At 64.4% G+C, this 11,533-nt stretch carries 10 protein-coding genes; 7 read left to right on the forward strand and 3 right to left on the reverse strand.

What is annotated here, in order from left to right:
* The first annotated feature begins 61 nt into the window (after nucleotides 1-61).
* Together KWO_RS17410 and KWO_RS17415 are read left to right on the forward strand one after the other, a co-directional pair.
* Nucleotides 62-1,153, forward strand: a complete 1,092-nt coding sequence (locus tag KWO_RS17410) for a catalase family peroxidase (RefSeq protein ID WP_010374836.1) — start codon at nucleotides 62-64, stop codon at nucleotides 1,151-1,153.
* Nucleotides 1,150-1,692 carry a cytochrome b gene (locus tag KWO_RS17415; RefSeq protein WP_010374840.1) on the forward strand — a complete coding sequence of 181 codons (543 nt, stop codon included), beginning with the start codon at nucleotides 1,150-1,152 and terminating at the stop codon, nucleotides 1,690-1,692. Before KWO_RS17410 ends, KWO_RS17415 begins: the two co-directional genes overlap by 4 nt.
* A 408-nt stretch (nucleotides 1,693-2,100) precedes the next feature.
* Here the strand turns inward: KWO_RS17415 and KWO_RS17420 are convergent, their stop codons facing one another.
* From KWO_RS17420 to KWO_RS17430, 3 genes are all read right to left on the reverse strand, one after another.
* Nucleotides 2,101-2,931, reverse strand: coding sequence for a ThuA domain-containing protein (locus tag KWO_RS17420; RefSeq protein WP_010379263.1), 831 nt, complete (start codon nucleotides 2,929-2,931; stop codon nucleotides 2,101-2,103).
* Nucleotides 2,932-3,122: 191 nt separating this feature from the next.
* Nucleotides 3,123-3,725 carry a response regulator transcription factor gene (locus KWO_RS17425; RefSeq protein WP_010379262.1) on the reverse strand — a complete coding sequence of 201 codons (603 nt, stop codon included), beginning with the start codon at nucleotides 3,723-3,725 and terminating at the stop codon, nucleotides 3,123-3,125.
* A gap of 77 nt (nucleotides 3,726-3,802) precedes the next feature.
* Entirely contained in the window at nucleotides 3,803-4,984 is a 1,182-nt protein-coding gene (locus KWO_RS17430; RefSeq protein ID WP_017112297.1) for a sensor histidine kinase, read from the reverse strand.
* Between the two features lie 444 nt (nucleotides 4,985-5,428).
* Between KWO_RS17430 and KWO_RS17435 the strand changes: the two genes are divergently transcribed.
* From KWO_RS17435 to KWO_RS17455, 5 genes are all read left to right on the forward strand, one after another.
* Nucleotides 5,429-6,658 (forward strand): efflux RND transporter periplasmic adaptor subunit, encoded by a 1,230-nt coding sequence (locus KWO_RS17435; RefSeq protein WP_010379258.1) that lies wholly within the window; start codon nucleotides 5,429-5,431, stop codon nucleotides 6,656-6,658.
* Nucleotides 6,659-7,034: 376 nt separating this feature from the next.
* On the forward strand, nucleotides 7,035-7,724 hold the full coding sequence (locus KWO_RS17440; protein WP_010374850.1) for an ABC transporter ATP-binding protein: 690 nt from the start codon (nucleotides 7,035-7,037) through the stop codon (nucleotides 7,722-7,724).
* A gap of 12 nt (nucleotides 7,725-7,736) precedes the next feature.
* Nucleotides 7,737-8,897, forward strand: a complete 1,161-nt coding sequence (locus tag KWO_RS17445; protein ID WP_010374852.1) for an ABC transporter permease — start codon at nucleotides 7,737-7,739, stop codon at nucleotides 8,895-8,897.
* Between the two features lie 13 nt (nucleotides 8,898-8,910).
* The gene (locus KWO_RS17450) at nucleotides 8,911-10,230 is read left to right on the forward strand and encodes an ABC transporter permease (RefSeq protein ID WP_017114246.1); all 1,320 of its coding nucleotides are present in this window, start codon (nucleotides 8,911-8,913) and stop codon (nucleotides 10,228-10,230) included.
* Between the two features lie 183 nt (nucleotides 10,231-10,413).
* On the forward strand, nucleotides 10,414-11,529 hold the full coding sequence (locus tag KWO_RS17455; RefSeq protein WP_010379254.1) for an alpha/beta hydrolase family protein: 1,116 nt from the start codon (nucleotides 10,414-10,416) through the stop codon (nucleotides 11,527-11,529).
* The last annotated feature ends 4 nt before the right edge of the window (nucleotides 11,530-11,533 follow it).

The raw sequence follows: 11,533 nt of genomic DNA on the forward strand, positions 1-11,533 counted from the left end.
CTCGGCGCGCACGTCGTCTCACGGCATTGACCACTCACCGCATCGACCACCGGAGCCAGCCATGACGTTGCCACCTCCCTCGCCCCCGCGCCCGCGCAGCCCCGTGCTGCCGTTGCTGGGGATTGCTGCCATTGCCGGCGGCGTTGCGCTTGCGTTTGCCTGGACTGCCGGCTGGATTGGCAGCGACCGGCTCACTGCCGCGCGCATGACCGACACCATCGAATCCAGCGGGCCGCCGCATCCAGGCTTCCGCCGCGCACATACCAAGGGCGTGTGCGTGAGCGGGCAATTTCAGTCCAGCGGCAAGGCCACCTGGCTGTCGTCGGCGCGCATCTTCAGCCAGCCCAGCACGCCGGTGCTGGGGCGCATGTCGATCGGCGGCGGTGACCCGCATGGGCCCGACGGGCAGGCGCGCGTGCGCAGCATGGCGCTGCTGTTGCGCAGTGACGATGGGCAGGAATGGCGTACGGCGATGAACAGCTTTCCGTTCTTCGTGGTTGCCACGCCGGCCGGCTTTCAGGCGCTCAACGTGGCCTCCAAACCGGACCCGGCCACTGGCAAACCGGACCCGGAAAAACTGGCAGCGTTCGGCAAGCAGTATCCGGAAGCAGCGAAATTCCAGCAGTGGGCCAAGACTGCGCCGTGGTCGGATAGCTGGGCCAATACGCAGTACAACGGTGTCAACGCGTTCCGCGCAATTGCCGCCGACGGGCGCGAGCGCTACATCCGCTGGTCGATGCGCCCGCATACGCCGTTCAAGGAATTGAGCGCCGAGCAACGCAAGCAGGCCGATGGCGATTTTCTCGCCACCGATCTGGATGCGCGGCTCGCACAGGGGCCGTTGCGTTGGGACATGGTGCTGACCGTCGCCGAGCCCGGCGATGCGGTAGACGACCCATCGCAGCCGTGGCCGGACAGCCGCAAGCAGATCGTGGCCGGCACGCTCTCGATCGAGCGCGCGCAGCCACAAGCCACCGGCCCGTGTCGCGATCTCAATTACGACCCGTTGATTTTACCCAAGGGCATTGCCGCATCGAATGATCCGATTCTGGCGGCACGCTCGTCGGTGTACTCGCAATCGTTCAATCGCCGAGAGCGCGAGATCGCCAACGGCACGGGCAGCGCCGCCACCGGCCAGGGAGCACGCCAATGAGCCGCCGTACCCATTTCAATCTGCCAGCGCGCGTGCTGCATTGGCTGATGGCCGCGATGATCCTGACCATGCTGTTTGTCGGTGTGGGCATGGTGGCGTCGGTGACGCAACGGCCGTGGTTGATCGATCTGCATCGCCCGCTGGGCATCGCGATTTTGATCCTGGCGGTGCTACGCTTGATCAACCGCTTGCGCCATCGTCCGCCGCCGCTGCCGGCCGATCTGCCGGTGTGGCAAAAGGCCGCAGCGATCGCCTCGCACTGGTTGCTGTATGCGTTGATGCTGGGCATGCCGCTGATCGGCTGGGCGATGTTGTCGGCCGGCGGCTACCCGATCGTGTTGTGGCCGGGCGCAAACCTGCCGGCGATCGCACCACACGATCCGGCGCTGTATGCGTGGCTGCGTAGCGCGCACGGCTGGCTGGCGTATCTGTTGTTCGCCACCGTGCTGGGGCATCTCAGTGCAGCGCTGTTTCATGCCTGGGTGCGCCGCGATGGCGTGTTTTCCAGCATGGCGCGTGGGGAGCGGTCTACGCGTTGATCGGGGTTGAGGTTGATGGTGAGTTGCTAGAGCTCGGCAGATGACGCCTGCACTCGGCAGTACCGCCAAGCTCACTTCTCCCTCCGGCACGTTCTCCCCCTTTCATGAGGGAGAACGTGCCCCTTAGGGCGGATGAGGGTGCGCCTCAGGCATCTGACAGTGCCTGGAGTGACAAACGCGTCGCTGCGCGCTTGGGAAGTGACGCGACAACTGGCTTCGCCCCTTACCACACCCCAACCCCCGCTCTGCGCCCCCGCCCACGCTTGCGGCGCGGGCGCTCCAAGACACGCGCGCCAGTGGCGCGCAAGCCGTGCCTTTTTTGCCCCGCCGGGCGAGGGGCTCTCACGTTGCGCACGTCGGCTGGCAGAGAGCTACACAGCCCTGCTTTGCGCGTTGAATCAACGCAGCCTAATTCGGCTGCGTCGCTAGACGTGTGCGCTCTGGCAGCGGCTCAGCGGGCGTGTTTACCTTTGTCGCAGATTCCAGCGCTTCGATGCCCTTGCCAGTCGCTGCCCAATAGATCCCACCGTACACGTGCTCAAGGTAGCGCGGGTCGTTGTAGGCCTCGGCCAGATGACCAAGAGCCGTGGCAAATACGCGGCCGCCTTCGAAGTGGTGATACCACGCCACCGGGTGCTGTTTACCCATGCCCTTGGCGACCTGGCCTGGCCAGATCAGGGTGGCGTCGTAACTGCTTTCGTCGACGGTGAGCAGCGTCACCAGGTCATCGCTGTACGGCGGATCGTATTCGTACCATTCGTCGCTCCATACCCAGCGCTTGGGCAGGCCTGCAGTTGCCGGGAAATTGGCGTCCACCACATCCACCATCGCGGTCTGCATGTAGGGATGCGTGCGGAACGAACGGCCGATCAGGTGGTCGTACCATTCCCAGTCGCCGCGCTTGATCGCAAAGGCCTTGTGCACGAGGACCACGCCGCCGCCGTTACGCACATATTTTTGGAAGTTGGCCCGCTGCGCCGGGTCCAGATCGGTGGCCGGCGTATTGAGCAACACGATAGCCGCGTATTGCGATAGATCGCCGTCGAACACCTTGGCATTCCATGCCCACACCATCTCGACATAATGCTTGCGTGCCATCGCTTCGAATTGCGGCTTGGCCACGGGGATATAGTCGTGGTGATACTGATTGGGAATGGCTGCCACCAAGATCTTGAATTGTTCGGCAGATGCGTTGAAAGCACACATCAATAGCAGGCCCGACAGCCACAGAGATTTCATGTATCGCTCGCCGTATTTTCCAATGCTGCGCAGTGTACCTGCGTGCAAATCGCATGCCTTCGCACGCGTTTGGAATAGCTACGAATGGGGGATGATGATGTGTCGCAGCAACCGAGCGCCGCTCACCGGCATGCAATCCCGCACACCGAAAACTTCAACTGCCCGCGCATGCAATCACTCGACTGACTGCGCTACAACCAGCCCTTCTGCCGCGCCAGCCGATACGCTTCGATGCGATTGGCCACACCCAATTTGCCGATGCATTCGGACAAGTAATTGCGCACCGTGCCGTGCGAGAGCTGCAACTGCTGGGCAATCTCGCTGGTGGAGCGGCCTTCGCCGGCCAGCCGCAAAATGGTCCGTTCGCGTTCGCTCAGGGGGTCCGCTTCCACCCATGCGTCGATGGCCAGTTGCGGGTCGATCACCCGCCCGCCGCGTTGCACCTGACGTAAGGCATCGACCAGTTGTTCGGCCGGCGCATCCTTGAGCAGATACCCGGCCACGCCGGCATCCAGTGCACGGCGCAAAAATCCCGGGCGCGCGAACGTGGTGACGATCATGACGCGCACCGGTAGCGCCTGGCGCTGGATGCGCTGCGCCAGTTCCAGCCCGGTCAGGCCGGGCATCTCGATATCGGTGACCAGCACGTCCGGCTGCAGGCGCTGCAGTTCGCGCCATGCGCTTTCGCCATCGCCGGCGCTGCCGACCACTTCGATGTCGTCCTCCAGCCCAAGCAAGGCGACCAGTGCGCCGCGCAACAAGGCTTGGTCTTCCGCCAACAACACCCGGATCATCGGTCGCGCTCGCATGCATGCAACGGTTGCGCACCATAACAGCGCCGGTGCACCTCGTGCACAAGCAGCAACGCGTCTTAGTGCGACTGCGGCATCACTGGCGACAGTGGAGGGGCCGGAACAGCTGCCGGACGCGGCAACGGCAAGCTGGCGCGCAACCGCATGCCACGCGGCAACGCTTCGACATCCAGTGCACCGCCTAGACCCTGCAAGCGTGCGCGCATGCCATCCAGACCGTTCCCGGGCACGATCACGCCGCCGCGTCCGTCGTCGGTGATCTCCAGCACCGCCTGCTCGCCGTGCGCACGCAGCTGCACGCGCACCCGCTTTGCCTGAGCATGGCGCTGCACATTGGTGGCCGCCTCACGCACCACCAGCGCAAGCGCGGTTTCGTGTTCGGGCGGCAAGGCCAGCGTTTCCAATTGCTGTTCCAGCGCAATGCCATCCAGGTCCAGCAGCACACGCGCCGATGCCAATTCGGCTGCCAAGCCGGCCGCGCGAATGCCGGTCACTGCGCGTCGCACCTGCGCCAATGCATCGCGCGAGATCTGTGCCACCGCATCGATCTCGTTGCGTGCCGCCCGCGGGTCGCGCTCGATCAGGCGCGCGGCAAGATCGGATTTGAGCGCTACCAGCGACAAGGTGTGGCCAAGCAGGTCGTGCAGATCGCGACCGATGCGCTCGCGTTCGGCGGTGGCTGCCAGCCGACGGACTTCGTCCTGCGACAAGCGCAGCAACGTGTCCTTGCGTTCGTTGATGCTGTACACCGCACCCACGGCTGCCATGCCCAGCACCGTCACCGGCATCCACACCAGCGCCTGCAAGCTCAACCCAAGCCAGCGCGCCCAGCTCAGGTACAACGCGTTCATCAGCAACAACATCGCGAAGTGCCGCCACAACGCGTGCCGCGTGGAGGGGCGCAAGGTCAGGCAAGCGAATACGAAGTAGCTGAGCCCCGCCGAATACACCGGCAGCAAGGCAGCACTCAGCACGCCCATCGCCCAGGCGTAGCGATACAAGGTGCCGCGGGGCGCCAGCAACATGCGTGCGTACAACAGCAGAAACACCGGATAAGACGCCAGCGTGCACAACAGCCAGGTCTTATCGTAGCCACGCGTCGTAAACGCCGGCACCACGAACACCCAGGCCGACCAGAACAGGTGGACGCTATCCATCCACGGCGATTGGCCCTGCGCCATCCGCGCGGCAGCCTGCGAACTGGCAGCGGGGCGAAGCCATGCGGGAAACCGAAGGCGCATCAGCAAAGGTCCGTGTGGGTGAGCGGATTCTGCCACTGCCGGGCCCGCCTGCGCGCGGGCGCGTGCAAGACGGTGTGGGCAAGCGGCCTCATGCATCTATGCCGCCGGTAATTACCGGGCTGCGATTGCGTGCCGACGCGGCTACTCGCCCGCGCAGGCATAAGCGATACAGGTGCAGGTGCAAAGAACGCATGCCGGTATCGCCTTGCCGAGGAGCCGCCAGCATTGCCGCCCGCGCCGATGACGCACAGTCGCCAGTGTCATGGTCTGCAGGTGACAGCTGTCACTGGTGGACGTGGTGTGCTGGCCGCATGCTCCGCAGCATCTGGCCATGGCGTCCGCGCAGTAACCGTTCGTCGCCACACCGCGGTTGGTGACTTCCGGCAGCTTGCCGCGCTGCCCGCAGACCGTCACATTTCGCACAGCCTTCCGTCCCGGCCATCAATGAACACTTCCGCCGATCTGCTCAAGCAACTCCGTATCGACCGGCAGCGCCCTGCCACGCCGCCGCCCGCACGCCGTGGCGGCTGGATCGCCGCCGCGGTGATCATCGTCATCGTGCTGGCTGCCGCCGCGTGGTGGTTTACGCGCCGCCCGGTGCTAAAGGTGCAGACAGCGCCGGTGGTGGCGATCAGCGCCGGCAGCAGCAGCGCATCGGTGCTGGACGCCTCCGGCTATGTGGTGGCGCGACGGATGGCCACGGTGTCGGCACAGGTCACCGGCAAGGTGCGTGAGGTGATGATCGAAGAAGGCATGCGCGTCGAACAAGGCCAGGTGATGGCCACGCTCGACCCGCTGGATGCCGATGCACAGCGCACCCTATCGGCCTCGCAGTTGTCGGCCGCGCGTAGCCAGGTCGACAACATGCAGGCGCAACTGGCCGTGGCCAATGCCGACGCTACGCGCCTGCAATCGTTGGTCGGTGCGCAGCTGGTCTCACGCTCGCAGTACGAACAAGCCACTGCGCAGCGCGATGCCTTGCGCGCGCAGCTGCAGAATGCGCAGCGCAACGTGCAGGTCGCGTCGGACCAATTGGCCATCGCCGGCATCCGCTCGGACTTCAATGTGGTGCGCGCGCCGTTTGCCGGCGTGGTGACGGCCAAGGCCGCGCAGCCGGGCGAAATCGTCTCGCCACTGTCGGCCGGCGGCGGTTTCACCCGCACCGGGATCGGCACCATCGTGGACATGGAATCGCTGGAAATCGAAGTGGAAGTGGGCGAGTCCTACATCGGCCGCGTGCAACCCAAGATGCCGGTGGAAGCAGTGCTCAATGCGTATCCGGAATGGAAGATTCCGTGCGAAGTGATCGCCATCATTCCGACCGCCGACCGTGGCAAGGCAACCGTAAAAGTGCGCGTGGCGCTCAAGGTGAAGGACGCGCGCATCGTGCCGGAAATGGGCGTGCGGGTGAGTTTCCTTGAGCAGGCCAAACCGCAGGAAACGGCCAAGCCGCAAGGGGTGCGTGTACCGACGGCTGCACTGGTGGAACGCGACACGCGCACAGTCGCGTTCGTGGTCGGCGAGCACAACACCGTCAGCGCGCATGCCGTCACCACCGGCATGGTGACGGGCGAGGACAAGCAGGTGCTGTCGGGCCTGACCGCGGGCGACAGCGTGGTGCTGAATCCGCCGCAAGAGTTGAAGGATGGCGACAAGGTAACCGAAGCCGAATAACGAAGAACCACAGACAGCGCAGGCAGCCCTGCTGCTCGGGGAGCACGGCAAGCGCGGCGATGGGAAAACACTGATGCGCTGGCGCCTGCGCCGCGCTGCGGCAAACGCTTTGAAATTTCCGTAAAGCGGTACCGACTGTGTCAACCCATGCGCAGTTGCGCTGCGCTTCAACATCCTCAAGCGTTCTGGCAGTCACGCATTTTTAGACATCGGCAGCGTGTGCGGTAACGCGCGTTGCTGCTGTAGCAGTCGATGAGGTGTCGCCACACGCAGGCTTCTCCACTGCACATCAGCTCGTCGTGTCACCGCAGCGCCGCATCAGACAGTCGCAGTCGCTTTGCTCTCACCTCTTCCTATTGCACCGCAAGGAGTCGCCATGTCCGCTCTCGTCAGTTTGCGCAACATCACCAAGACCTACCAACGCGGCCCCGAGCAGGTGCAGGTGCTGCACGGCATCGATCTGGAGATCGCCAGCGGCGACTTCGTGGCGTTGATGGGGCCCTCCGGGTCGGGCAAGACCACCTTGCTCAACCTGATCGGCGGGCTGGACAGCCCCAGTGGTGGCGAGATCGAGATTGAAGGCGAGCGCATCGACCGCATGAGCGGCGGCCAGCTGGCGACCTGGCGCAGCCACCACGTCGGCTTCGTGTTTCAGTTCTACAACCTGATGCCGATGCTCACCGCCCAAAAGAACGTGGAGTTGCCGCTGTTGCTGACCTCGCTCAACGCCGCGCAACGCAAGCGCAATGCAGAGATCGCATTGACTCTGGTCGGCCTGCAGGAGCGTCGCAACCACAAGCCCAGCGAATTGTCCGGCGGCCAGCAACAACGCGTGGCGATTGCGCGCGCGATTGTCTCCGACCCCACCTTCCTGATCTGCGACGAGCCCACCGGCGATCTGGACCGCCACAACGCCGAAGAAATCCTGCGCCTGCTGCAGGAGCTCAATCGCGAACATGGCAAGACCATCGTGATGGTCACCCACGACCCCAAGGCCGCCGAATACGCCACCCACACCATCCATCTGGACAAGGGCGAGCTGGCCGATGCGCCGCTTGCACTGTAAGGGAGCGCTGCCATGAAGTATCTCTCGTTGGTGTGGGCCCAGCTGTTCCGCAGCAAGACCCGCACCTTGCTGACCTTGCTTTCGGTGGTGGCGGCGTTCTTATTGTTCGGCATGCTCGATTCGGTGCGCGTAGCCTTCACCTCCGGCGGCAGCGTCAGCGGCGTGGACCGGCTGGTGGTGGCCTCGCGTTTGTCGATCACACAATCGTTGCCGATCAATCTGGAAAACCAGATCCGCAGCGTGCCGGGCGTGCGCGATGTGACCTCGGCGATGTGGTTCGGCGGCATCTATCGCGACCCGAAGAACTTCTTCCCCAACTTCTCGGTGGCGCCGAATTTCTTCGACGTCTACAGCGAATACGAATTGCCCAAGGATCAGCTCAAGGCATTTCAGACCACCCGCACCGGCGCGATCGTTGGCGAAAGCCTGGCCAAGCAAAATGGCTGGAAGATCGGCGACACCATCCCGCTGCAGGCCACCATCTTTCCGCGCGGCGGCAGCAACGACTGGCCGCTGAAACTGGTCGGCATCTTCCGCATGAAGGACCGCACGGTGGCCGCGAATCAGGAACGCCAGTTGATGATGAACTGGAAATACTTCGACGAGTCCAACGACTACATCAAGAGCCGGGTAAGCTGGTACACGGTGACGCTGCGCAATGCCGACCAGGCATCGCGCGTGGCGCAGGCGATCGATGCGTTGTCGGCCAACTCCGACCATGAAACCAAATCGCAGACAGAATCGGCGTTTCAGCAGGCCTTCGTCAAGCAGTTCGCCGATATCGGCTTGATCGTTACCTCGATCATGGCCGCGGTGTTTTTTACCTTGTTGCTGCTGACCGGCAACACCATGGCGCAGGCCGTGCGCGAGCGCATTCCAGAACTGGCAACGCTGAAAACGCTGGGCTTTCAGGACCGCACCGTGCTGAGTCTGGTGATGGTGGAATCGATGTTGCTGATCGGCCTGGGTGGTTTGATCGGCATGGGGCTGGCGGCGCTGGTGATCCCGGCAGTCGCCGCGCGCAGCGGCGGCCTGATGCCAACCCAGACCGTGCCGCTGCAGACCTGGCTGGTCGCATTCGGGTTGATGGCCGGTATCGGCATTGTGGTGGGTGTGCTGCCGGCGTTACGCGCGCAGCGCTTGAAGATCGTCGATGCACTCGCCGGCCGCTGACAGGAGCATGCACATGCAACGCAAATGGAAAGATCGTGGGGTCAACCTGATGTCGACCGTGCTGCTGGCGCTCGGCTTGGCTGCCTGGATCGCACTGCCGTGGATGGTGTTGCTGCCGATCGGCGGATTGCTGGCGGTGTGGCTGCTGGTCACACGCAGCGGGCGGCTTTCGTTGGCTGCCGCGCGCATCGGCATCGCTACGTTGCCGCAACGCTGGGGCTCCAGCTCGGTGATCGTGGTCGGCATTGCCGGCGTGGTCGGCGTGCTGGTGGCGATGCTGGCGATGGGCCAGGGCTTTCAGGCCACCCTCAACAGCACTGGCGACGACACCACCGCGATTGTCTTGCGCGGCGGTTCGCAGGCGGAGACCAACTCGGTGATCACCCGCGACCTGGTGCCGCTGATCAGCAGCCTGCCCGGCATCGCCGCCGACGCCAACGGCCACTCGCTGCTGTCGCCGGAACTCTCGCAAGTGGTGAACATCGCGTCCCGCTCAGACGGCACGGACGTCAACGCGCAACTGCGTGGCGTGGGCGAACAGGCCTGGGCCGTACATGACAAGATCAAGATTGTGCAAGGCCGCCGCTTCAACACCGGCCTGCGCGAAATGGTGGTGGGCAAAGGCGCGTTGAACCAGTTTCGCGGATTGGAGTTGGGCAAGACACTCACGCTCGGCAGCCAGCAATGGACCGTGGTGGGCGTGTTCGCCTCCGGCGATGCGCACGATTCGGAGATGTGGACCGACGCGCAGACCCTGGCCACCACGTACAACCGCAGCGCCTATCAATCGATCAGCGTGCGCACCACCGGCAAGCAGGGTTTTAGCGCGTTCAAGACCGCCATGGCCGCCGACCCGCGGCTCAAACTGGATGTGGAAACCACCCGCGCCTATTACGGCAAACAAGGCGGCGGCTTGAACAAATTGATCAGCATCTTGGGCACGGTGATCGGCACAATCATGGCGGTGGGCGCGGTGTTCGGCGCACTCAACACCATGTATGCGGCGGTGGCCACACGTGCGCGCGAGATCGCCACCATGCGTGCGATTGGTTTTCGCGGCACGCCGGTGATCATGGCGCTGATGCTCGAAACCATGTTGCTGGCCCTGTTGGGCGGGCTGTTGGGCGGGGTGATCGCGTGGGCGGTGTTCAACGGCTACACCGTCTCCACGCTGGGCAACAACTTCAGCCAGGTGGTGTTCCAGTTCAAGGTCTCGCCGGAGTTGTTGTGGAGCGGGCTGAAATGGGCGCTGGGTATTGGCTTGGTGGGCGGTCTGTTTCCGGCGCTGCGTGCGGCGCGTTTGCCGATCACCACCGCCTTGCGCGAGGTGTAGGCGGGCGTTCGCCCGCCCGGGATCGGGGAGTTGGGATGGGGATTGGTGACAGCCAAAGCAGCGCATCCGGCTGCCGCGGCTGAACACAGTCCGGACTGTCATCGTTTTGTCACTGCAGTGCGGTAGATGCGCCAGCCGGGCAGCCCGTAGCCTGCTTGGCCGTTGCATCCATCGATCTTTTCCATGACGCGCCTGATTCTGCTGGCCTGCGCCTGCCTGTGGCTGGCCGGCTGCTCCTCTTCTTCGACCTCGCTCAGCGAGCGCCTGGTTGCGCCCGGTGGCACCTCGCCATTGCTGGACGAAGAACGCATCGCCGCCACCATCGCCACGGTGCCCAACCGCAGCGGGCATGTGGTGACGCGCGATGGCGTGCCGATCTTCTGGCGCGCGATCGATCCCGGTCAGTACGCCATGCAGTACCGCTACAGGGGTCAGCGCAACGACCCGGCGCATGCGCTGGATGTGGATTTCAGTTTCAAGGTCCCGACCGCTGCGCCGCCGACACCGCGTGGCACCGTGGTACTGCTGCACGGCTGGATGATGGATGGCGATTCGCTGCTGCCCTGGTCGCTGGAATTGGCACAGGCCGGCTACCGCGTGGTCACCATCGACCTGCGTAACCATGGTCATTCCGGCGGTGGGCCGTCCGGCTACGGCACGCGCGAATCCGACGATGTCATCGACGTGCTCGATGCGCTGCAACCGCGCGGCGAAATCCGCGGGCCGCTGTATCTGTTCGGTATTTCCTACGGCGCGGCCACCGCGCTGTTTACTGCCGACAAACTCGGTCCACGCGTCACCGGCGTGGTGGCGATGGAATCCTTCGCCAATGCCGGGCGCGGTATTCGCGACATGGTGCCGCACCTGCTTTCCAGCCAGCCGCACGGGTGGCGCGGGCGGGCGGTGGCCGCGTATGCGCGCTGGCGCTATGCCGACCAGAATATCGACGCGGTGATTGCAGCGGCCGACACCCAGCTCAAGCTGGACCTGGACCGTGTCGAAGTCGCACACGCCCTGGCCGACACGCGCAGCTGCGTGCTGCTGTTGCATGGCGATGCCGATCAGCACATTCCAGTGGCGCATGGCCGCGCACTCGCCTTGGCCAGCGCGCGTGCACATTACGTCGAGCTACCGGGCGAAAATCATTTGAGTCTGCCGCTACGGCTGGATTTGCTCGGCGGGCCGATCGATCAATGGCTGGCGCAGGTGCAACAAGACCCCAGCCATTGTCCCGCGCCGCAGACGCTGCCCGCTTCCACGCTGGCGGTGGCCAGCCCCCTGGTGGTGCCGCAGAGTTGAGCGC

Origin of the sequence: Xanthomonas vasicola pv. musacearum NCPPB 4379, assembly GCF_000277895.2 — a bacterium.
In the GTDB taxonomy this organism is placed as follows: domain Bacteria; phylum Pseudomonadota; class Gammaproteobacteria; order Xanthomonadales; family Xanthomonadaceae; genus Xanthomonas; species Xanthomonas vasicola.

Excerpts from the sequence above, each read along its gene's own strand:
- KWO_RS17450 (WP_017114246.1), top strand. The coding sequence starts at position 8,911 with ATGCAACGCAAATGGAAAGATCGTGGGGTCAACCTGATGTCGACCGTG.
- KWO_RS17440 (WP_010374850.1), top strand. The coding sequence starts at position 7,035 with ATGTCCGCTCTCGTCAGTTTGCGCAACATCACCAAGACCTACCAACGC.
- KWO_RS17430 (WP_017112297.1), bottom strand. The coding sequence starts at position 4,984 with ATGCGCCTTCGGTTTCCCGCATGGCTTCGCCCCGCTGCCAGTTCGCAG.
- KWO_RS17420 (WP_010379263.1), bottom strand. The coding sequence starts at position 2,931 with ATGAAATCTCTGTGGCTGTCGGGCCTGCTATTGATGTGTGCTTTCAAC.
- KWO_RS17445 (WP_010374852.1), top strand. The coding sequence starts at position 7,737 with ATGAAGTATCTCTCGTTGGTGTGGGCCCAGCTGTTCCGCAGCAAGACC.
- KWO_RS17455 (WP_010379254.1), top strand. The coding sequence starts at position 10,414 with ATGACGCGCCTGATTCTGCTGGCCTGCGCCTGCCTGTGGCTGGCCGGC.
- KWO_RS17435 (WP_010379258.1), top strand. The coding sequence starts at position 5,429 with ATGAACACTTCCGCCGATCTGCTCAAGCAACTCCGTATCGACCGGCAG.
- KWO_RS17410 (WP_010374836.1), top strand. The coding sequence starts at position 62 with ATGACGTTGCCACCTCCCTCGCCCCCGCGCCCGCGCAGCCCCGTGCTG.
- KWO_RS17425 (WP_010379262.1), bottom strand. The coding sequence starts at position 3,725 with ATGATCCGGGTGTTGTTGGCGGAAGACCAAGCCTTGTTGCGCGGCGCA.
- KWO_RS17415 (WP_010374840.1), top strand. The coding sequence starts at position 1,150 with ATGAGCCGCCGTACCCATTTCAATCTGCCAGCGCGCGTGCTGCATTGG.